Here is a 22,634-nt window from a genome sequence, read left to right as displayed (position 1 = left end):
GGAACGGCAAGCCTAAATTCGGTCGGCTATAGTGAGTCACATTAACCGCTACTAAACCACCATCAAGGAGTCCGTATGACGTTTGATTACAAAGTCGCCGATCTGTCTCTTGCCGAGCTTGGCCGTCATCAGATTCGCCTGGCTGAATATGAAATGCCTGGCCTCATGCAATTACGCGCCGAATATGCTGATGAACAGCCGCTTCGGGGTGCACGCATTGCCGGATCTATCCACATGACCGTCCAAACTGCGGTCCTCATTGAAACGCTCGTGGCACTTGGCGCGGAAGTGCGCTGGGCTTCATGTAATATTTTCTCCACCCAAGATGAGGCTGCTGCCGCAGTCGTGGTTGGGAAAGACGGCACCCCCGACAACCCCGCTGGTGTACCAGTTTTTGCTTGGAAAGGTGAAACCTTGCCCGAGTATTGGTGGTGCATTAACCAGATTTTCAGTTGGGGTGATGGTGTGTTCCCCAACATGATCCTTGATGATGGTGGTGACGCCACCATGGCTGTCATTCGCGGTAAGCAATGGGAAGAAGCGGGCTTTGTGCCAGCCACCGAAATAGGGGATTCCGACGAGTTTATCGCTTTCAAGGACACTCTTCGGAACGTGCTTGCTACCGAAGGGCCTAAATGGGCCACCATCGCGGAAACGGTGAAGGGAGTGACTGAAGAAACCACCACTGGTGTGCATCGTCTCTATCATTTCGCCGAGGAGGGCGTCTTGCCCTTCCCAGCTATGAATGTCAATGATGCGGTGACGAAATCTAAATTCGACAATAAATACGGCACCAGGCATTCGCTCATTGATGGTATTAACCGTGCCACCGATATGCTCATGGGTGGAAAAAACGTTTTGATCTGCGGATATGGCGATGTGGGCAAAGGATGTGCTGAGGCAATGGCGGGTCAGGGAGCTCGGGTGAAAGTGACCGAGGCTGATCCGATCAATGCCCTCCAGGCCCTCATGGATGGTTTCCCAGTAGTCACGGTTGATACCGCTATCCGTGATGCTGACCTCGTGATTACCGCCACCGGAAACCTTGGTATCATCACATTTGAACAGATGCTAGAAATGAAAGACCATGCGGTGCTGGGCAATATTGGTCACTTTGATAATGAGATCGATATGGCGTCCTTGTTGCACCGTGATGATGTCACACGGGTGAATATTAAACCCCAGGTAGATGAGTTCCATCTTCCTAACGGACGGGCAATTATTGTGCTTTCAGAAGGTCGTCTGTTGAATCTTGGTAATGCTACCGGACATCCCAGTTTTGTTATGTCAAATTCCTTTGCAGATCAGACCATCGCCCAGATTGAGTTGTTCCACAACGATGGACAATATCAGAACGAGGTGTATCGTCTGCCAAAGATCTTGGACGAGAAGGTGGCCCGAATTCATGTGGAGGCCTTGGGTGGGGAAATTACCGAGCTTACCAAGGAACAAGCCGAATACATTGGGGTTGATGTGGCAGGCCCCTATAAGCCAGAACATTATCGGTACTAAACAGCGCCCTGTGATGTGAGAAGGATTTTGCGGGACTTTGCCTGCCACGGGTTTTATACCCGACCCATGATGAAGCCGCTTGTCTGGGGCGGTGCCATTACCGTTGTCGAAAGCTTCATTTTCCCAATGTTCGGAAAGGGAGCTTGGGCAGTGCGCCCTTCGTTACGATCTCTAACAATGGGACCACATAGGCTTTGCGGCTTTTAACGCACATGGGCCACGCAGCGAGACTGTGGCAGGGCCAAGGCTCCAGTTGTCGCTTCAAGATCCGTTGGGGTCGGGGCCTCATAGTCTAAAGTGGGGCTTTCGTCAGCGAGCATAGCGATTGGCACGACTAACGGCCGCATTATGAATCAAGATGAAAGCTCCACTTCCGGTCCCGCACCCAAAGCTGGAAGAATAAGCAACCAGAAGTGGAGCTTTCGCTTCAAGACCCAGCCCAGCATTGAGCGTAACAACCTCACGTTTCCTCCATTGCGCCAATTCGGATCAGTGGGTAAATGTTATTTTCATTACATTGTGGGGAAACCAGTCGGGCTAGCTGGCTGGTGATGAGATGGAAGAAACTGGGTATGGTTTTGTGGCTTTCAGTTGCTGGTGCATTGGTCCTAGCCGCAAGCTTGCGCATCATAATGGTTATTAATCCTGCGGGCATGTCATGATAGAAAACATGATTATTGCCATTGAGGGGATTGACGGCGCCGGCAAAACCACGCTCCTTGCCACGCTTCGGGAACAGCTGCACGCAGAGGTCATTGCGTTTCCCCGTTATGAAACATCCATTCATGCTCAATTGGTGCGGCGGGCGCTATACCAACAGATGGGGGATCTCACCGATTCGGTCTATGCCATGGCGACATTATTTGCCTTGGATCGTCATGAGGCCCGCGAATTATTGCACCCGTTTGTCGCATCAAATGCTTTGGTGGTTTTGGACCGGTATGTGGCATCAAATGCGGCTTATTCATGGGCTCGTACGGGGGATGAAACCATCATCGATTGGGTGGCTGAATTGGAATTCAATACGTTAGGGGTGCCCCGCCCAGACCTTCAAGTATTTCTTAACACTACACCCGATGTTGCTGGTCAGCGCGCGATAAATCGGGAAAAGTTGGATAGAGATCGAGCACGCGATAGTTATGAATCTGATCGGGCGTTGCAGCAGCGTACAGCCGATGCGTATGGTCAATTGGTCGCGCAAAATTGGCAATCACCGTGGCTTGTCGTAGAGCCAGAAGCAGATTACCTGCACGTCGCTGATCGTATCACTGCTGCTCTACAGTAGTATAGGTTGTGAAATTACTAGTTTTAGCTGTTTGTATTGTCGAGGGTGGAGGAAATCTTGACACAGAAAGTTCTCGTTGTTGATGATGATCCAGCAATCTCAGAAATGTTGACCCTGGTGCTGAGTACTGAAGGGTTTGCCTCGGTCGTAGTCAATGATGGCGGGCAGGCCGTGGAGGTATTCCAGCGGGAAAACCCTGACTTAGTGTTGCTTGATCTTATGCTGCCGGGCATGAATGGCATCGACATTTGTCGTGCTATCCGCCAGGAATCCACCGTGCCCATTGTGATGCTTACGGCTAAGACCGATACCGTTGATGTGGTGCTGGGCTTGGAATCCGGGGCGGATGATTATATTCCGAAACCATTCAAGCCGAAAGAACTAGTTGCCAGGGTTCGGGCACGGCTACGGCGTAGTGATGAATCCTCCACCGACAGCATGGAGGTAGGGGATTTGCTTATTGATGTTCCGGGGCATTCGGTTTCCCGGGATGGGGAAGAAATCTCCCTCACCCCATTGGAATTCGATCTACTTCACGAATTGGCCAGTAAACCAGGGCAAGTCTTCACCAGGGAAGAACTATTACAGCGAGTGTGGGGGTACCGAAATGCCTCCGACACTCGCCTGGTGAATGTGCATGTGCAGCGGTTGCGTGCCAAGATTGAAAAAGATCCCGAAAAACCACAGATCGTGCTCACTGTCCGGGGAGTGGGCTATAAGACCGGGGAGTAGCCAAGATTTTTAGTTCCCTGACCGAGCTGCTTAATAAAGCACGCAGCGCCGTTTTACACCGATGGCGTACTTCTCTGCAATTTCAGGTGATTGGTTCCGTCTTTGTTGCTTGTGCTCTCGTCATGATTGCGCTGGCCTACATTTTGGTGTCAATTGTGACGCAACGACTCATTGACGCCAAGGTTGATGTTGCCAAGACCGAAATTGACCGTGCCCGAGTGACCGTGGAACAGCAATTAAGTGCTACCTCCATGTCGTCAAGCACGCAGGTGCGCATTAATTCGGCCAGGGCGGCCCTCACCGCGCGTTCGAATGGGAGCTCGGATTCTCAGGCGGTCTATGAGCCCATTTTGGTGGTGGATTCGCCTGGCGATGCCATCATCAAGGCGCCAGAGAATGCACAGATCCCAGACCGCTTGCGTAGCTTCGTCAGCCAGGGGCAGGTCGCTTATCAGTTTGCCACCCCTACCAGGGAGGATAACTCTACCTATAAGGCAATTATTATTGGTACCCCCACCAAGGCGGATATCCCGCATCTCCAGGTGTATTTAGTGCTATCCATGGAGAGCGAACAGGCCACATTATCGCTGCTGCGCGGCGTGTTTACTACGGCGGCGATTACCTTAGCGGTGCTGCTGGTGGCAATCACCTGGTTGCTCACCCAGCAGGTCATTACCCCGGTGCGATCCGCTAGCCGAATTGCCGAACGGTTTGCGGCGGGGCATTTACGTGAGCGCATGGGGGTTGACGGTGAACATGAGATGGCCCGGTTGGCCATGAGCTTTAACGCCATGGCTGAGTCATTGTCGAAGCAGATTAATCAATTGCAGGAGTTCGGCAATCTGCAACGCCAGTTCACCTCCGACGTGTCTCACGAGTTACGCACCCCCCTTACGACGGTCCGCATGGCCGCCGACCTCATCAACGATAATTCCGACGAGCTCAATCCGGCGCTACAGCGAGCGAGCGAGCTCATGGTGCGGGAATTGGATAAATTTGAGTCCCTACTCAATGACCTGCTGGAGATTTCTCGTCATGATGCTGGCGTTGCTGACCTAGCGGAATCCTCGATTGATATGCGCAGTTGTGTCACTTCGGTGCGGGATCAAACCGACCACTTGGCCCAGGAACTGAATGTGCTTGTCACATTGAACATGCCAGACGAACCGGTCATGATTACTGGTGACCGTCGGCGTATTGAGCGGATTCTACGCAATCTGCTGGCCAACGCTATCGACCATTCGGAGGGAAATCCGGTCGATGTGACTTTGGCCAGCAATGCCGAGGCGATATCGGTGACAGTGATCGACCATGGTGTTGGGCTGAAGCCGGGGCAGGAAGACCTGGTGTTTAACCGGTTCTGGCGGGCGGATCCCTCCCGGGTGCGTCATTCCGGCGGCACCGGGTTGGGGTTGGCAATTTCGCACGAGGATGCGCTGCTGCACGGCGGCTCTCTGTCGGCCGTCGGCAAGCCCGGTGTGGGCTCGTGCTTCCGCTTAACATTGCCGATTACCCCCAACCAGCGCTACGAGGAAGACCCATTGCCGCTGGCTTTGCCGTCGCAAATCCTGGACGAGGACACCGTGGAATATGATGTGCGCGCCGAATTCGAAGCCGATGATGATGGCGTGGTAGCAAACTGGGCAGAGCTTATTGAACAGAACGTTACCCGCTCCAAGCATCGGCTTGACGACGTGGGACCCAAGGATCCGATTTACCCCATCAGTGGGGGAAACTCCGGCAATCCCGGTAGGCATCGGGGAGAGACACCATGAATCGAATGAAGACGTTAGGGGCGGTGCTATCCGTGGCGGTCCTGGTGTCTAGCTGTGCTTCTCTGCCGAACAGTTCGGAACCACAGTCCCTCAAACGGTTGGACAACCCTTCGTCTCAACAGGATTCGGGTCCCATTTCCGGGCGGGAACCCGACCTGCTGCTCCGCGACTTTTATGCCAATAGCGCCAATCCGCTCAAACAGTATGCGCAGGCACGGAACTATCTCACCCCCGATGCCAATAACCAATGGAAACCAGGCCCGGAAACCGTCATCATTGACCGCATTGGCATGAGTCGTAATAGCACCGCCGGGGCAGACCATGTTTCCTACACGGTCACCGGCACTATTGTCGGCACCTTGGGGGAGGGTGGAGCTTATAACCCTCGTAACGAGGATTACCGCGCGGTCGTTACTTTGGAGCGGCGGGATGGTGAGTGGCGGATCGCGGAGCTTCCGAACCAAGCCATTATTGAACGCACAGAATTGCGGAACCGCTACATCCCTAGAGACCTGTACTTTTTTGACCCCACCGGTAACACCCTCGTTCCCGACCGGAGATGGATGTTTGCCGGCACGAACACCCAGGACACGGCCCTGATTTCGCTGTTATTGGCTGGGCCATCACCAACACTAGCGCCTGGTGTTATGGATGAACTACCCAATTCGGCAGCCTATACCCGCACCAATAATGGTGTTTACGAACTCACCGGGCTGTCGAGTTTGTCGGAGGCGGCCCGCCGTCGCCTGGCGGCCCAATTGACGTGGACGCTTGCGCTTGCGGAGATTTCGGAACCGTTTTCGTTCTCCATTGATGGCGATCTGGTCCGTAACGATCGAAATAATCCCAAACTTTCGGTCAACGACTTCCCGGAATATAACCCCAGCGCTTCCGGCACTTCTGCCGGTGTGCTTTACGCCTTGACCAACGGTAAAGCCTCCAGCATTTCTGACGGCAATGTGGTGGCTGTCCCGGGGTTCCTTGGCACCAATGGCGGAATCGAATCCATGGATGTGGCCAGCCTGAACCACACGAATGTAGCAGCATCAGTGGTGACCACGAACGCGGAGGGGGACAAAAAATCCCAGCTCTACATGGGACCCGTTGATGGCGACTCCACCAAGATCCTCACGGCAGCTACCTTAACTAAGCCCACATTTGAGGCTAACTCTCAGGCGGTATGGACCGTGATGGACGGTAATAAGGTCATGCGGGTTGCCCAAAGTTCAAGTAGCAGCAGTATTTCTCAGACTGAGGTAGATACCTCAGAATTAGGGGAGAACCATGGCGACATATCGGTATTGCGGTTATCGCCCACCGGGGTACAGGCCGCCTTCATCGTGGATGGTCGGGTGTATGTGGCCACGGTGGCTCGCCCAACTGCTGGGGATCGCAAATTAACCAATGTGCGCGAACTCGTTCCAGCCATTGGGGATTCTGCCATCACGTTGGAATGGTCGGTGAATTCCACCCTATTGGTTGGTACGGTAAGCACGGACACCCCGGTGTGGCGTGCCGAAGTTGACGGTTCCTCCGCCATCCCATTATCTTCGGGCAATATTGTCGCCCCGGTGGTGGCGGTCAGTTCGAACTCATCAACGGTTTTCATTACAGACTCCCGTGCGGCATTACAGCTTTCTACCTCCGGAAACTCCACCTATTGGCGGGAGGTTCCCGGTTTAGAAGGGGCCCGTAGCATCACCATTGTCCCTAGGTGACATGGGGTTTTCCGACTATCTTGCCGCAGCGCTGGAATTAGCGTTACCCAAAACATGCGCCGGTTGCGGTGCAGGTGGGGTGGTTTTATGTGCAACATGCCGACAGGAATGGTCGGCGATTCCGAACCAAATTTCGACTCGGATTGATCCGGGGATTCCGGTGTGGTCGCTCGGTGTTTTGGGTGGGGTGCGGCGCCGCACCATCATCAACCTGAAGGAACGAGGTCGGGTTGATGTGATCCCATATCTGGGTGCGGTAATGCGGGCCGCGGTAGAATATCTACAGGCCCGTGGGGAGATGGATACCAATATCATCCTCGTGCCAGCACCCACGAAAAAATCATCGGCCGCGGCACGCGGCGGAGACGTAGTAACACGAGTATGCTATGCCTCAGGACTTACCACAGTTCCAGTGGTGCACCTGAGTGAAACCGGCAAAGATGCGGTCGGATTATCGGCTGCCGAACGGTGGCGTAATCGGTTGGGTGCGGTCCAGATTGATGAGATAAAAGTGAAAAAACTTACTGGTCATGTGCTTGTTGTCGATGATGTGATTACAACAGGAGCGACGCTCAAAGCAACTATTATGGTGCTGACCAGCAGAGGGGTGAAAATACGTGGGGGATTGGGGTGGTCGAACGCCTAACCTGAGAATAATCAGCATGGCGTGAAGGTTATGACCAGCGTATAATTGGGAGGTGGAAGTTTAACCCGCCACTTTTTTCAGTAAAGGTGAGTAATCCCACTCATCTTCTACTTAGGCGGCTGACACAGGAAGGTACGTGATTATGACCACGCCTGCTGGTAATGAGTCCCTGAACCCCGACTTCAAAGTGACCATTACTGGACGCAATGTTGAGGTTCCAGAGCACTTCGCGGAACGTGTCCATTCTAAACTTGCCAAAATCGCACGATTAGACCCGACACTAACATTCTTCCATGTAGAGCTCCAACATGAGCGTAACCCGCGCCGTGCCGATGAAAGCGATCGCATCCAGATCACCGCCACCGGTAAGGGACACATTGCCCGGGCAGAGGCCAAAGAAGATTCCTTCTACGCCGCTCTCGAAACCGTCCTCTCTCGTATGGAGCGCTCGCTGCGCAAGGTGAAGGAACGTCGTTCAATCTCCTTGTCCGGCCACCGGGCTCCCATTGGCACTGGCGAAGCCGCTAAGGGCTTAGTCAAAGAAGCAGACAAGGTGCAGGCCGCTGGTTCCAAGTACGACCATGATCCTTACGCCGACCAGGTGGAGGATGTTTTGCCAGGTCAGGTGGTGCGCACCAAGGAGCACGTTGCTAATCCCATGAGCGTGGATGATGCCCTTTCCGAAATGGAGCTGGTTGGGCACGACTTCTACCTCTTCATCAATAAGGAAAATAATCAACCGTCGGTCGTGTATCGTCGTCACGCTTTCGACTACGGTTTGATCTCCATCGTGCCTGAATAGCGGGTGACGGCACGCCGTCGACAAGCAATTTTGGACCCAAACTGATAGTTTGGGTTCTTTCTTTTATGCTTCTTAAGCGTACAATGAAAAAGTTATTGTCACGCGCTCAAAAACAAGCAAAGGAAGACTCGTGTTTGGACTTTCCAAAGTGCTCCGAATGGGGGAAGGCCGCAAGATTAAACGGCTGCAAAAAATTGCCGAAGAAGTGCTCGCACTCGAACCGGAAATGGCTGACCTCACCGACGAAGAACTGAAGGCGAAAACCGACGAATTTAAGGAGCGCATCGCCGATGGTGAAACTGTTGATGACCTACTCTACGAAGCCTTCGCAGTAGCCCGTGAGGCATCCTACCGAGTGCTGGGTCAAAAACACTACCTTGTGCAGGTCATGGGTGGTGCGGCACTCCACTTCGGTGGTGTTGCCGAGATGCGCACCGGTGAAGGAAAAACCCTGACCTGTGTGCTGCCTGCCTACCTGAATGCCCTGGAGGGCAAGGGCGTGCATGTGGTCACCGTCAACGATTACCTGGCTAAGCGTGACGCGGAATGGATGGGGCGCGTCCACCGGTTCCTGGGTCTGAAAGTCGGCGTGATCCTGTCCAACATGACACCTGAAGAGCGTAAAACCGCCTACGATGCCGACATCACCTACGGCACCAATAACGAACTCGGTTTTGATTACCTTCGTGACAACATGGTGCACTCCTTGTCCGAGCTTGTTCAGCGTGGCCACCACTACGCCATCGTCGACGAGGTGGACTCCATCCTCATCGACGAAGCCCGTACCCCACTCATCATTTCCGGCCCAGCCGACGGCCCCTCGCAGCTCTACACCACCTTTGCGGCATTAGCACCCCGAATGCGTGAAGGCATTCACTATGAGGTTGATCACCGTAAACGCACCGTTGGTGTGAAGGAAGAGGGCGTCGAGTTCGTCGAAAACCAGCTTGGTATCGAAAACCTGTACGCCCCGGAAAACTCGCAGCTGGTCAGCTACCTCAATAATGCCATCAAGGCGAAGGAACTATTCACCAAGGACAAAGACTATATTGTGAGTAAAGGTGAAGTCCTTATCGTCGATGACTTCACCGGTCGCGTCCTGGAAGGCCGCCGCTACAACGAAGGCATGCACCAAGCCATTGAGGCTAAAGAGGGCGTGGAAATCAAGAACGAAAACCAAACTCTCGCCACCATCACGCTACAAAATTACTTCCGGCTTTATGACAAGCTTGCCGGCATGACCGGCACCGCTGAAACCGAAGCTGCCGAGCTGCACCAAATCTACAAGCTTGATGTGATGCCGATTCCTACCAACAAAAAGCCGCAGCGGGTAGACATGACTGACCTGGTATATAAAACCCAGGAAGCCAAATTCGCTGCGGTGGTGCAAGACATTGCGGAACGTGTGGCCAAGGGGCAGCCGGTTTTGGTGGGCACCACCTCTGTGGAGCGTTCGGAATACCTCTCTAAGCTGCTGCAACGCCGGCACATCAAGCATAATGTTCTCAACGCTAAATTCCACGAGCAGGAAGCCCAAATCATCGCTCGCGCCGGTCTGCCCGGCCAGGTGACTGTGGCCACCAACATGGCCGGTCGTGGTACCGACATTGTGTTGGGTGGTAACCCCGACATTATTGCCGACATCAACCTGCGTGAACGCGGCCTCGACCCCATCGAAACTCCTGAAGAGTACGAGGCAGCGTGGGATGAAGAGCTGGAAAAGGTGAAGGAAAAGGCCAAAAAGGAAGCCGAAAAGGTCCGTAAAGCCGGTGGCCTGTACGTGCTCGGCACCGAACGGCATGAGTCCCGCCGCATCGACAACCAGCTGCGTGGCCGTTCCGGCCGTCAGGGTGACCCCGGGCTGACCCGCTTCTACCTGTCCATGCGTGATGACCTCATGGTGCGATTCGTTGGTCAAACCATGGAGAACATGATGAACCGGCTCAACGTCCCTGACGATGTGCCTATCGAAGCAAAAATGGTGACTAATTCCATCAAGGGGGCCCAGGCCCAGGTGGAAAACCAAAACTTCGAAATGCGGAAAAACGTGCTCAAATACGACGAGGTCATGAATGAGCAACGCAAGGTGATCTATCGGGAACGGCGCGAAATTCTCGAATCCGCCGACATCGCCGCCAACATCCAAGCCATGATTGACGAAACCATCACCGCTTACGTGCGTGGCGCCACCATGAACGGCTATGTGGAGGACTGGGATTTGGAATCCCTTTGGCATGCCCTGGAAACCCTGTACGGCCCCTCCATGACGGTTGAGGAGCTTATCGACGGCACTCAATTCGGTGCAGCCGGTGAGCTTTCCGCAGATGACCTGTTGGAGGCAGTTCTGCTTGATGCCCACACTCAATATGAACAACTGGAAGAAGCCGTCACGTTGATCGGTGGCGAAGCCCAGATGCGTAATTTGGAGCGACAGGTGATTTTGCCCATACTCGACCAAAAATGGCGTGAGCACCTTTACGAAATGGATTACCTGAAGGAAGGCATTGGCCTGCGTGCCATGGCGCAGCGGGATCCCCTGGTGGAGTACCAAAAAGAAGGCGGCGAAATGTTCGACGCCATGAAGGACGCCATCAAGGAAGAAACCGTGCGGCAGCTGTTCATGCTGCGTAAACAATTCCAGGCGCAAGCAGAAGCCATGGCCGCAGCAGCCGAGGAGGCCCAGGCTTAAACGCCACGGTGCTGCCGCTTTCATTGGGCCCATGCCATGCTGCGTCATGGGCGGCAAACTTAAACTGTTGCGAGTAAAGCATCTGAAGTATCCACGGGGTCACATGCATATTCACGATAATGGGTTGCATGTGACCCCGTGGATTTTCATGAGCGAGTCATTATCAGCGTCAGTCAGCCGTCCTTAACCACCTGATATTGGGCGGGACTTGGTGAAGGTGTAGCTCACCACGCCACGGTTGGGGTGGCTCCTAACCATCCGCCCTTGGACGTCATCTTGGCGGATGCCTCTGTAGGGAAGTGGAGCTTATGGACGGTGACGAATGTGGGTGAGTGTGTTCTTTGGTTATGTTGCACTTATCAGGCTGAGGGATACCAGTATAGTTCCGGCATTGTCTCCAATGGTTGCGGAAAGCTTATTTAGGCTGATTGGTGGGTAATAACCACACCGGTGGCTGGTGAATTGCTACAAATATGCCTTCTTCCTTGCCTATACCAGTGTTTGGGACGTTGCTATCGGTTCATCATGGTTGTCGGGAAGATAAATTGCGGTTCCAGATGACTCTTGAAGTGACGTGCATCATAATGATGTGGTGTTGCAATGATGAGTGGAGGGGTACGTGGCACCTGCGCACAGCGCAAGCGGATAGGACAGGGAGACTGAAAGCTCCCCTTTCGATTTGAACCTTGCTAAAACTGGCCATTTCGATCGGAAGTGGAGCTTTTGATCGTCCAGCTCATCCGCCAATGGTGGGATAGAAGATATGATGCTGGGAAGAGCAGGTAGTTTGGTGCGCGTAGTCGACTGGTTTGGGCAGGTGGTGTGGGCTACGTGCTCTGAAAGCTCCCTTTCTCCTTCCCCCAGTGCATATTTGCGGCATCTTGGGGCAGAAGTGGAGCTTTTGTCGGAGCCGAGCCAGCCCGGAAACATCCACAAGCATGAGTAGACAGCCGTATGGGTATTGACAAGCATCGGTGAGAGCCAGCAGAGGGTTGCAAACCCCTACGGCAGCGGGATATTTAGCGCCGGCAGGCTAGATAACCCTCAGGGTTCGCATTGTGAGTCTGGTATCTGTTGTCGATTTCACCAGTTGGGCGGTGTAGGCGCGGTGTTCATTTCCGACGCTTACGGAGCCAAAGACATCAATGAGGATGGATTGTGATGATTCTTTACGTGTATTGAAGTGGAATGAGTTGATTTTGAAATTACGGCGCTGGGCGGTAGCCCCATGGCGTAATCGGAAGTTGATATGCCTGCGTACCTGATTGGAATATAATTCGGCTCGCAGTATGGTTGTGGGACGTAGACCAAAAGCACAGGACAAGGCAACTGTGACCAACGCGGTAGCAGTGTTTTTAATATCAAAGGGAATAAGTTTTGGTTCGGCTGGTGGCATGACTGCTTTTGTTGCAGGTAGCAGGACTTTAAGCACAGAAAGACCCGGGATGGGCTCTAACATGAGTATCACTTTCCTTATTTGTGATTCCCATGGCGGGCCGCCGAAGGTGACAGTGAAGGAATAAAATTCCGTAAAAGTTTCATGTTGGGGATGATTCGCTGCACAGGTTATGCAAGAATAATACCCAGGACGTGCCACAATATATGTGGTACTTCAAATCTTAACGTAAATATTTCTCTGCGAGGTGAACAATAGCGGTGCGTGGTTTAATTATTGACTATGTGGGGGTGTTGGACGGTACTGATGAAGATCAGCGTCGGTGGCGCAACCTGCTAGAAACCGTTCGGCAGGTGGGCATCCCGACTGCTGTGTTATCGAATGATCCGGGTGGCCCGGCTGCTGATCCCATTCGGGTTTTAGAGACACAAGGCATAGTAGACGCGGTGCTGTTGTCCGGTGAGATTGGGGCGGAGAAGCCTAGTAAAGAAGCATTTCAAGCAGCTGCGGACGCATTGGATTTACCAATGCGGGATTGCGTCATGGTCGATGATTCGATTTTGAATGTGCGTGGCGCGGTCGAGGCTGGTTTGGTGGGGGTGTATTACCAGCAGTTTGATCGAGCGATTGTGGAGATCACCGGGTTGTTGGATATTGAGGGTGAATTCTAGATGCGTGTATATGTGCCAGCAACTGTGGATATGCTCTGGCAGTTGAATGAGTCGGGGGAGCTGACCGCTAGGTCTGGTTATGGGTTTATGGTGACTCCGGCTGTTCGGGATTTCTTTATTGAGGGGGAGGAAGAGGATTTTTCGGAATATGTTTTTGACGATGCTTCACGGGCATCATTGCGTCTGCTTGCTACCGGTGAGGTGGAGAAATTCCCGCATCGGCGGGTGGTAATCTCCATTGACGTGCCAGATTCTGCAGTAACGTACCGCCCGGAGCTGGGGGAGTCTGTGGTGTCGTTGGATCCTCCGACGTTTTCGTTGCAGTCGGTTGCGGCGATTCATGTTGACGTGGAGTCGAGCGAGCCTGCCACGCAGAAAGCAATTGCGGTGATTGATGCTGCCGATTTGGGTGATGAGGATGCGGAGCTCACCGTCGGTGATGCATTGGCTAATTATTTGGCGTGGTTTGACCCCTCCGAGTTGGGTGTCATAGTGGAGTTGCTTTAAGCTTTTCGACGCTTCTTCCTGTGCGTTAGATGTCAAATAATGGGGCTAACGAGGTCTGATAACTTAGATAGATTATGCGAACTGTATTAGCCTGAAGTTTATGAAGAAATACATGTTCGGGATCCGCAGCTCATTGTGTGCGTTGATGCTTATACCATTATTGGGGGGTTGTTCAGCGGAGGAAACACAGCCGACTCAACCACCTGCATCGGAGTCAGAAGCAGCAACTACTGCTGAAGCTGCTGATGCTTCTGAAAAAGCCGTCCCTGGTGGCAACGTCAAGGATGGCACGCGGATAGATTTGACGGAGTGTACACTGCGACGTCAGAATTCGCCGGAGATTTTACCCATGGCGCAATTGACGCCGGAAAATGAGCCGGCATTGCTTGGTGGTTTTGTTGCAGATAGTACCGATCACCGGCGGATGATTCAGTTTACGATAGGGAACATGCCCGACGATCGGGACGGTACATTCACCTTGTGGTCCGCTCCCGAGGGGAAGGATCGGGTATATATGCGTTTTGATTTTAAGCACCTAAGCATAGGCGACGGAATTATTACACCACAGTATGGTTCGGATGATCCGGCAAAGAATGATGAGGTAAAGAAAATCGACAAGGGCAAAAACGGGATCTCATCATTGGGGAATACCATTGTGGTGTATTTGGTGCCGGAGTTTGGCAAATATTTTACCGATAAAACAGTTATGGAAATAAGCAATAAGACAGTGGTGACCCAGTGTAAGGCCCCAAAGTCATCAACATAAGGGGTAGTTTCGGTAGCTGCTGTGGCAAGCAGCTACCGAACAGAGATTCGCTTATTTATTGATATATCGTGTTTGCTGTACGCCTATTCGAACAGGGTATCAATCTTGATATTGTTGGCTCAATGTGCCCTATTGGTCGGATGTCTTGAAGAATCAAATCTGATAAGGCTTTAATGGGGATGTATCCAATGATAGGTAATAGAGAGGATATGTCATGCGCGATATAGCATCTAAGCGATTAATCTTGGTGGCGCTTATGACAATGCCGCTGTTGGTTGGTTGTAATATGCAGGCGTTGCTCAATAATGCTATGGAGAGCACCCCCAAATCCGAGGCTGCAGCTACCAATACTCCTACTTCTAGCACTACGTTACGTAGCACCACATCACGCAGTACAACAACCACCACAACGGCTAACACCAGCACATCACGATCCAACATTGAAGGCAATGGTTCGACCATAACTTCGAAAGAGAATATCCCGGAGGGGGTTGTGGTATCAGGTAGCGAATACGCATTCAATACCTGTGATAGCAAATTCCCCAATGGTTTCCCCTCGGGGGCTGAACACTTTGCCGAACTTCGCGGAGGTTCCATCGTGCAACTTGAGGATAATCGTGCCCGATTAGACCTGAACATCCGGTGGGTTTTCCCCGCTAACCCACCAGTAACCTTGCGTATTAACCCTAAAGATCGCACCATTCCTTATGTGGTGAAAATCGAGTTTAATGGCACCAAGATTTCTTCCGTAGATTTTTCGGTTGAAAATCAAGAAGATCTTGATAAGGTTCCCACCAATCGCCACCTTGACATAAGTATTAAGCAGGCAAAAGAGGACGGCAATGGGACACTCAAAATTTACCTGAACTCCGATATCGCTGATGATTTTGGGGAGAAATCTACAGTCCAAATGACCAGTGAACAAATAGACACTGTGTGTAAGGGAGCTTGAGAACCTACGGTCATTATTTCCACTCTACGTTGGAACGCAATGCGGCCAATAATTTTCGCACTGCTATGACCCGCCTTCCAGTAGGGGAATCGATATTGAATGAATCTAGTTGACATTCCGGGTCAGTTGGCGGTCCGGCATGAGTGCAACCACGTGGGCAATCGTGCACTGCTTCAGCCAAATCTTCGAACACCCCTACAACCGTATCTGCATTCACATGGGCCAGCCCAAAAGATCGGATTCCCGGGGTATCAATGATCCAACCGTCGGTCGGCAACCGTAGCGCTACTGTTTGCGTGGAGGTATGTCGGCCTTTCCCCACCCCGGAAACCTCACCAGTTTCCCGCTGGGCGTGCGGAATAATGCGATTAACTAGGGTAGATTTTCCTACCCCGGAGTGTCCAATCAAGGCAGTAACATGACCACTTACAATGTCGAGGATGGGTTCTAAGTGATCGTTGATTCCACATATCACTACCGGCACATTCAACGCATCAAACTCGGTGGCAAATTGGGTGGGATCCGCCAAGTCGGATTTGGTTAAACAAATAATCGGTTGCAGGTTTCCCACAAACGCAGCAACCAGGGCGCGTTCCACAAACCCGGTTCGGGGTGGTGGGTCTGCCACGGCGCAAACAATCAAAAGCTGTTCGGCATTGGCCACCACAATGCGTTCATATGGGTCGGTGTCATCGGCGGTGCGACGTAGTACGGATTGTCGTTCAGCTAGCTTGACGATTCGCGCTAAAGTATCTTTTCGCCCAGACGTATCGCCAACTATTCCTACCCGGTCACCAACCTCTATGGGGGTGCGACCGAGCTCCCGAGCGCGCATGCATACTATGGGGTTTTCCTGGGCGCTCTGGTCATCTAACACTACTCCCCACCGGCCCCGATCCTTGGTTATCACCATGCCGAATTTGGCATCGTCATGCTTTGGTCGGTCTTTAGTTCGGGGGCGGGAACGTTTAGATGGGCGGATCTTGACATCGGATTCATCCCAGGAACGTGTCATGGCATACCCATTTCTTGCACCATGTCTGCCCACATGCGGTCAAATCCCGGTAGGGTTTTGGCTGTTGTTTCGATGTTTTCTACTTTGATTCCGGGAGCGACTAGCCCAATGATGGCGCCGGTGGTCGCCATGCGGTGGTCATCGTAAGTAGACCAATGCGCCCCATGAAGACTACCTGACGGTTTGATGGCCAACCCATCAGGTAGCTCGGAGCACTGGCCACCAATTTTAGTGATCTCCGTTGCTAACGCTTGAAGCCTGTCTGTTTCATGGCCATGTAAATGCGCAATTCCTGTCAATGCTGATGGTGAATTTGCGACGGTTGCCATTGCCGCAACCGTAGGGGTCAATTCACCAATGTCTGACATGTCAATTTCGATTCCCTGAAGTGATCCCGGCTTTGGACCTGTCACAGTGAGATCGCCATCAGTGAGTGAAACTGTACAGCCCATGCGTTCCAAAATATTTCGGATTGCGTCACCTGGTTGGGTGGTGGTTGTTGGCCAATCCTTCACCTGCACGGTGCTGCCAGTAACTGCGGCAGCTGCTAAAAATGGTGTGGCATTTGATAAATCCGGTTCCACCCGTACCACCCCACCTCGAATTGGGCCGGGTGCTACGGACCATTGATATGCCGTTGTAGTGTCCACGCTAGCTCCAGCTTGTCGCAGCATATGAACAGTCATTTCAATATGCGGCATGCTCGGTAGTGTCTCACCTATATGGCGTACGGTTATCCCTTGGGCAAATCGTGGTGCTGCCAGCAATAAGCCAGAGACAAATTGGGATGATGCTGAGGCATCGATCTCTACCATGCCCCCCATGGGAGAGCCATTGCCTGAAACTTTAAATGGAAGGCTATCTCCTTGAACGGAAATTCCTAGTGCACGTAATCCATCTAAGATTCCCTTCATGGGTCGTTGACGGGCATGCTCATCACCATCAAAAAACACATCACCATCGGCTAATGCGGCTAACGGCGGAACAAATCTCATCACGGTCCCTGCCAGGCCACAGTCCACTGTGCCGCCGGTGAACCCAGTTGGCTCCACAAAAATTGTGGCATTAGCAGGGGAGTCAGGATCTGGCTCCGCTTGGACATCCACGCCGATACGTTTGAGGGCTTGCGCCATGAGTTGGGTGTCACGGGACCATAGGGCGCCGGTGATGGTGGTGGGATTTTCGGCAATGGCAGCTAAAACTAAAGCCCGATTGGTGATTGATTTCGACCCTGGTACTCGCACCGTTGCTTTGAAGGGCTTATGAAGTGGGGGTGCAAGGGGAGCTTCCCAATATTTAAATGGGCGAGGTTTTTCTGTCATGTGAACCATGATAAAGGGATGCGCAGATGATTGGGGGCTTTGGTGATCTCTATAAGATCGAATTGTTTCTTGGGAGTCGGAACGAAAGCTCCCGTTCTGACCTAAAACCAGGAATAATGGGTCCAGTTATGAGAAAAGTGGAGCTTCAGTATATTTCGACAGCGTGAGCTGGGCCGGATGCCAGATAGAGCTAAGCTCCCCTTCTGCAGGAAATGCGTCAAAAACTCAGTCTTTCAGTCAAAAGTGGAGCTTTGTAATGAATAGCATCGGGTAGAAAAACCATTGAACACCATGATCTGCAAAGAAAAACAGGTTATTTATGAGATGCGAGAAAAATGAGGGATAGAAAACGCAGGATAAAGTTATAGATTCACGACAAATTTCATGAGGCAAGCAACAATGGGCAGGTTTAGGTGAAGGATGCCCAAAGCGGTGGATTATTTAAATCAGGAACAGTGTGTTTTTCTGGGCTATGCCGGTGAGGATTTTGGTTAAGAACCACCGCGATGGTGGGAATAAGTTTGTCGATAAGTTCTGATGGATGGAATCGCAAAATATGGTATCCCATGCTGAGAATGGCGGTTTCTCTGGCCCGTTCTTCAAATAAGACTCGGGCCGAGTCAGCGCCACCATATTTAATCCGGCCATCGATTTCCACCACAAGCCACCCAAATAACAGCAGGTCAACCCGGATTCTAGAATATAAACCGCTGGGCTTTTTAATGCTCATTTGGGCTTGCGCCTCAATAGAAGTCCGGGGATAAACCTGGGCAGCCAAATAATAGGCAAGAGTTTCACTAGGAGAATCAATACCGTAGCGAGCCAGAGCAAGCACTTTTCGGGCTTTGGTGATTCCCCATTCACCTCGCCGGTCATCAAGATATTTCTGAAAAGTATCTTTTCGATATCCTGCACGTAGTGCAGCCTCAATGAAAGCTAACCCTTCTAGCTCACCATCAATAGCGCAAATGTCGGTGAAGGTTCGTTCAGGCGTGGTGATTCGATACCCACAGACCTCTTCCCAATCCGAATCAGGGAGACTGGCGCGCCGATAGTGAGCTATGATCGGCCATTGATTATGAGAAGGTGTGTGTGGTTTGCCCGGCAATGTTAATGTGACCCGGGTATCGTGCTGGAGATTGAGAATAGGAATGCCCCGGATAGCGGCGGCTGCTTTCCCGCAAATCACTGCAGCCCGGGTGCTTCTTCGGATGGCCTCAGCGTGAAGGAGGAGCTTCTCAAAATAAGGAAGACAATCGTATTCTTTGGTAGCAACCCATTGGGTTTTAGTCAGAGATGTATGCCGCCCGTACCATCGATCATGAACATCGCGCGCTGGAGCGATCAGGGGGATCATAACTTAAGAAATACACAATGAAACCTATGGTGTAAATACCTTAAAATGTGGGTTTAACCACTAGTTATGCTAGCAAATCTGCGAAATTTGCACCTGTCACGTTTGCTAAGTCCTGTGGTGCGATTTCGATGTCTAGCCCACGGCGGCCCCCAGAGACAAAAATAGAGTCCCATAACTGTGCTGACTCATCGACAACCGTAGGCAATTGATGCTTTTGACCAATGGGTGAGATCCCACCGGGGATATAACCTGATGACTTTTCGGCATCATGTGGATCCGCCATGATGGCTTTTGCAACACCATGGGCTGCGGCCGCCTTTTTTAGCGACAGTTGGTATGTTACTGGTAGGCAGCACACCGCTAACCGGCGTTTGGGTCCTTTCCCAGCGCTAAGATCGATGACGAGTGTTTTAAATACTCGCTCTGGATCTGTTCCCAATTCTGCGACAGCGTGTTCACCAAAATGGTCATTGCCAGCAGAAAAAGTATGCACCTCATGGGAAATTCCGGCATCCTCTAAAATTTTCAGCGCAGGTGTTGCCGAATGTGGTTTCTTCTTGGACATAAAACCAAGAATAGGCGTAGTGCTTATTGCCCAGTAAACTAGGGGGCAGACGACAAGGAAGGTAGACCCAATCCCTGATGGTTGCAACTACACCGGAACTGCAAGAGCGATTTGAAGCCGAAGCCCTGCCACTTATTGATCAACTCTATGGTGGCGCGCTTCGTATGACCCGCAATCCGGCAGATGCCGAAGATCTGGTACAGGAAACCTATATTAAGGCATTTCAGGCCTTTGAATCCTTTACTCCAGGTACCAATCTTAAGGCGTGGCTGTACCGGATTATGACCAATGCCTACATTAATTCTTATCGTAAGAAACAGCGGCAACCACTGCATTCTTCGGCAGAAGATGTTACTGACTATCAATTGCTTGATTCTTCCACTCATACGGCAGTGGGGTTGGAATCTGCCGAGGTGGCAGCATTGAAACGTTTACCTGACCAAACGATTTCTAATGCCATGAATGGTTTGGCTGAGGACTATCGCATGGTGGTGTATTACGCTGATGTGGAGGGATTATCGTATAAAGAGATTGCAGAAATTATGGGCACACCGGTAGGCACGGTCATGAGTCGACTCCACCGGGGAAGAAAACAGTTGCGAGAAACGTTAAAAGATGTAGCGCATGAATACGGCATCGATGTGAGTGCCGTCGAAAAGCAATAAGGAAGGTTACATCATGCACGAAACCGACTGGGCGGCCTCGCGCCCGCACGTCTCTAGCGAATGTAATTGCCATGACCTGCATATATTTCTTTACGAACTGGTAGATAACGAGCTTACCGACGAGGATTGTAGTCGGCTGAAACGTCATATCAGTGAATGTCCAGCCTGCGCCGAAAAAGTAGCTGCCGAGACCGCCTTGCGGGAGATCCTTCACTGTTGTGCTTGTGATGCGCCGAAATCACTGCGAGATAAGATCCGCGGTGAGCTTTCATCTAGGAATGAGTAATAACTGTGGTCCTTTGCTAGCCTACAATGTATGTCTCATAAACATATGTGTGCGTTAGCCCTCACCATGGCTATCTCTACCAGCGTTATTGTAGCGCCTAACGCGAGTGCTCAAAGCTCTGATCTGTCGTCTGGCAGCTCTAGTAGCTCCAGCGATTCCAATAAGTCTAGTGGGTCTAGCGGATCCTCTGATTTGTGGGAAAGAATTCTCAAACTCCTCGGCCGTTCCAAAATCGTCCCACTCATCATGCAAGTAAGCCCCGGAATCATCACCAAAAAAATGGGAGACATCCTAGGACGTGGCATCTCAGATCATGTGGGAGCCATGGCTGGCGATCTTGGCATCATGGTGCCCATCAACAAGAACAAAGAATTCGCCATTATCTTTGGCGACTCTTTCAGCGGAAACGGCTTTGGCCAAGGCAATTGGATGAGCCCCATTGGTGCCATCGCTACCTATGATGATAATGGCCAAATTGTCGTCAAACGGCCCCTGAATAAAGGCGATAGAATTGAGCAATTGCTCAAGTATAATCACGACAATAATCTGACTCTCATTCCTTCGGACGTCATCAACCTGGATGGAACCCTCTACATGCAGGGCATGTGGAACGAAGGGCTCGGTAATGTTCGCGGCACCCAAATTTGGAAGTCAACCGACCAGGGCAAAACGTGGTCGTCTGTCGCCACTACCAGTAAACATTTCATGAATGGTTTTGGTGATCTTCTCACCTGGGAACGTGGTGACGACGGTTACGTCTATGTCATGTCCAGCCGTTTCAACCGTAATGATGGTGTCTATCTCAGTCGTTTCCGACCCGAACAAATCGGGGACCGCAATACCTGGGAGCACTATGTCAATGGGAGTTGGGAAGCCAATGGGGGCAGGAATATCAGTCCTATCATCAAGGACGATATGAAAGCCGGTGAAATGTCCCTTCGCCGTATCGAAGACCATTGGGTACTGTGCATGTTTAATGAAAAAACCGCATCCATCGAGGTTCGTATTTCTGACCGTATTGATACTAATTGGAACGATATCAAGCCTGCTCACGTTGTTGTTGCAGGTAATGGTGGGTGGGGCGCCGCACAGACCCCCAATAACTTCACTCAACTTTACGGTGGTTACATTGCACCAGGATCCACGATTGCCGATATGAATATCGTGGTTTCCCAATGGAACACCAGTAATAATAGTCGGTATATGTCCACGCAGTTTAACGTGAAAGGCCTGGACAAATTCTTCGGGATCACTCCCAAGGCCGAGGAAGTCACCGCCAACGGTGCTCAGGCGAAGCCCGAATTGCAGAATGCGCCAGCACCCGCCAACCACGATGGAAGTGATAATCAAGGATCTGGCGTGGGTGATGACCGTCAGATTGAGGTTCGAGAATCGCCAGTTGACCCCGAAGTCAGTGGACAGCTTGCCGAAGAAAAAGCCGCTGAAGCTGCTGCCGATGTCACAGTGGTACCGCTGGATGAAGAACACCAGTAACACATCCGATCAAGGGAGCCTTTGGTCAAGTTTGGTTTAATGCCAATCTGCTACATCAATAGCAGACTATTGTTGATGCCCCACTAGTCACAAGCATGACTGGTGGGGTTAAAAACTATTCTCATGATAAGAAAAGCGATGTGGGAGCTATAGCAGGGGTCCAGGGAAGACTATTAGCACATCAGAACCTGGTGAATACGGTGAAACTCGCGCAGCGCAGATACTCATGTGGCAGCTTTATGGTGGTTTGCGGTGTTTTAGCGGTGATATGACTCACATTATTTGCGGTGGGGCTTATGGTGCATCGCAAGGAAAATGTTTCAAAGCTCCACTTTCCAATGAAGGATTCATGATTTCCCAATAGTCTATTGGAAAGTGGAGCTTTGACATTATGTCAGAGCTCCCGTGAACCAATCAGACGATGAGTGCGTGTTGTTCAAGCATTCATTGTGGTCCTGATTGGTGCCAGTTCGGCGTCA

General features: G+C 51.7%; 20 protein-coding genes. 15 read left to right on the top strand and 5 right to left on the bottom strand.

Annotated features, from left to right (window positions below; genetic code table 11):
• The first annotated feature begins 75 nt into the window (after positions 1-75).
• The 8 genes from ahcY (at position 76) to secA (ending at position 11,159) form a co-directional block, all read left to right on the top strand.
• Complete coding sequence (ahcY, locus tag HBA49_RS09060) at positions 76-1,512, top strand: adenosylhomocysteinase (protein WP_005520056.1); 1,437 nt, start codon at positions 76-78, stop codon at positions 1,510-1,512.
• Between the two features lie 670 nt (positions 1,513-2,182).
• Positions 2,183-2,797 (top strand): dTMP kinase, encoded by a 615-nt coding sequence (locus HBA49_RS09055; RefSeq protein WP_034995091.1) that lies wholly within the window; start codon positions 2,183-2,185, stop codon positions 2,795-2,797.
• 57 nt (positions 2,798-2,854) lie between these two features.
• Positions 2,855-3,529 carry an MtrAB system response regulator MtrA gene (gene mtrA, locus HBA49_RS09050; protein ID WP_034995097.1) on the top strand — a complete coding sequence of 225 codons (675 nt, stop codon included), beginning with the start codon at positions 2,855-2,857 and terminating at the stop codon, positions 3,527-3,529.
• A 74-nt stretch (positions 3,530-3,603) separates the two neighbouring features.
• Entirely contained in the window at positions 3,604-5,304 is a 1,701-nt protein-coding gene (gene mtrB / locus HBA49_RS09045) for an MtrAB system histidine kinase MtrB (RefSeq protein WP_276324530.1), read from the top strand.
• On the top strand, positions 5,301-7,022 hold the full coding sequence (gene lpqB / locus HBA49_RS09040) for an MtrAB system accessory lipoprotein LpqB (RefSeq protein ID WP_005520063.1): 1,722 nt from the start codon (positions 5,301-5,303) through the stop codon (positions 7,020-7,022). The genes mtrB and lpqB overlap by 4 nt, the downstream gene beginning before the upstream one ends.
• A gap of 1 nt (position 7,023) precedes the next feature.
• Positions 7,024-7,668: a ComF family protein gene (locus tag HBA49_RS09035; protein WP_005520064.1), complete on the top strand. Its 645-nt coding sequence runs from the start codon at positions 7,024-7,026 to the stop codon at positions 7,666-7,668.
• Between the two features lie 142 nt (positions 7,669-7,810).
• Positions 7,811-8,470 carry a ribosome hibernation-promoting factor, HPF/YfiA family gene (gene hpf / locus HBA49_RS09030; RefSeq protein ID WP_005520066.1) on the top strand — a complete coding sequence of 220 codons (660 nt, stop codon included), beginning with the start codon at positions 7,811-7,813 and terminating at the stop codon, positions 8,468-8,470.
• Between the two features lie 130 nt (positions 8,471-8,600).
• Complete coding sequence (secA, locus tag HBA49_RS09025) at positions 8,601-11,159, top strand: preprotein translocase subunit SecA (RefSeq protein WP_005524023.1); 2,559 nt, start codon at positions 8,601-8,603, stop codon at positions 11,157-11,159.
• 1,033 nt (positions 11,160-12,192) lie between these two features.
• On the opposite strand, the gene HBA49_RS09020 is transcribed toward secA, so the two are convergent.
• Positions 12,193-12,618: a hypothetical protein gene (locus tag HBA49_RS09020; protein ID WP_005520068.1), complete on the bottom strand. Its 426-nt coding sequence runs from the start codon at positions 12,616-12,618 to the stop codon at positions 12,193-12,195.
• Positions 12,619-12,815: 197 nt separating this feature from the next.
• On the opposite strand from HBA49_RS09020, the gene HBA49_RS09015 reads away from it, so the two are divergent.
• From HBA49_RS09015 to HBA49_RS09000, 4 genes are all read left to right on the top strand, one after another.
• Positions 12,816-13,226, top strand: coding sequence for an HAD family hydrolase (locus HBA49_RS09015; RefSeq protein ID WP_005520070.1), 411 nt, complete (start codon positions 12,816-12,818; stop codon positions 13,224-13,226).
• A complete protein-coding gene (locus HBA49_RS09010) occupies positions 13,227-13,733 on the top strand; it encodes a DUF6912 family protein (protein WP_005520071.1) in 507 nt (168 codons plus the stop codon).
• Positions 13,734-13,833: 100 nt separating this feature from the next.
• Entirely contained in the window at positions 13,834-14,499 is a 666-nt protein-coding gene (locus HBA49_RS09005) for a hypothetical protein (RefSeq protein ID WP_005520072.1), read from the top strand.
• Between the two features lie 214 nt (positions 14,500-14,713).
• The gene (locus HBA49_RS09000; RefSeq protein WP_005524672.1) at positions 14,714-15,451 is read left to right on the top strand and encodes a hypothetical protein; all 738 of its coding nucleotides are present in this window, start codon (positions 14,714-14,716) and stop codon (positions 15,449-15,451) included.
• A gap of 13 nt (positions 15,452-15,464) precedes the next feature.
• On the opposite strand, the gene rsgA is transcribed toward HBA49_RS09000, so the two are convergent.
• From rsgA to ybaK, 4 genes are all read right to left on the bottom strand, one after another.
• Positions 15,465-16,466 carry a ribosome small subunit-dependent GTPase A gene (rsgA, locus tag HBA49_RS08995; protein ID WP_005524334.1) on the bottom strand — a complete coding sequence of 334 codons (1,002 nt, stop codon included), beginning with the start codon at positions 16,464-16,466 and terminating at the stop codon, positions 15,465-15,467.
• Positions 16,463-17,788, bottom strand: a complete 1,326-nt coding sequence (aroA, locus tag HBA49_RS08990) for a 3-phosphoshikimate 1-carboxyvinyltransferase (protein WP_005524012.1) — start codon at positions 17,786-17,788, stop codon at positions 16,463-16,465. The genes rsgA and aroA overlap by 4 nt, the downstream gene beginning before the upstream one ends.
• Positions 17,789-18,197: 409 nt before the next feature.
• The gene (locus HBA49_RS08985; RefSeq protein WP_040431394.1) at positions 18,198-19,145 is read right to left on the bottom strand and encodes a PDDEXK family nuclease; all 948 of its coding nucleotides are present in this window, start codon (positions 19,143-19,145) and stop codon (positions 18,198-18,200) included.
• A 64-nt stretch (positions 19,146-19,209) separates the two neighbouring features.
• Positions 19,210-19,710, bottom strand: a complete 501-nt coding sequence (ybaK, locus tag HBA49_RS08980) for a Cys-tRNA(Pro) deacylase (protein WP_005520080.1) — start codon at positions 19,708-19,710, stop codon at positions 19,210-19,212.
• Positions 19,711-19,787: 77 nt separating this feature from the next.
• On the opposite strand from ybaK, the gene HBA49_RS08975 reads away from it, so the two are divergent.
• The 3 genes from HBA49_RS08975 to HBA49_RS08965 are packed head-to-tail and all read left to right on the top strand — an operon-like array spanning position 19,788 to position 22,155.
• Positions 19,788-20,375 carry a sigma-70 family RNA polymerase sigma factor gene (locus HBA49_RS08975; protein WP_005520082.1) on the top strand — a complete coding sequence of 196 codons (588 nt, stop codon included), beginning with the start codon at positions 19,788-19,790 and terminating at the stop codon, positions 20,373-20,375.
• Positions 20,376-20,388: 13 nt separating this feature from the next.
• A complete protein-coding gene (rsrA, locus tag HBA49_RS08970; RefSeq protein ID WP_005520083.1) occupies positions 20,389-20,661 on the top strand; it encodes a mycothiol system anti-sigma-R factor in 273 nt (90 codons plus the stop codon).
• A gap of 45 nt (positions 20,662-20,706) precedes the next feature.
• Positions 20,707-22,155, top strand: coding sequence for a DUF4185 domain-containing protein (locus tag HBA49_RS08965; protein WP_370443782.1), 1,449 nt, complete (start codon positions 20,707-20,709; stop codon positions 22,153-22,155).
• Positions 22,156-22,634 lie beyond the last annotated feature (479 nt).

Source organism: Corynebacterium matruchotii, assembly GCF_011612265.2.
Classification (GTDB): Bacteria; Actinomycetota; Actinomycetes; order Mycobacteriales; family Mycobacteriaceae; genus Corynebacterium; species Corynebacterium matruchotii.
This window is presented reverse-complemented; position numbering and strand designations above follow the sequence as displayed.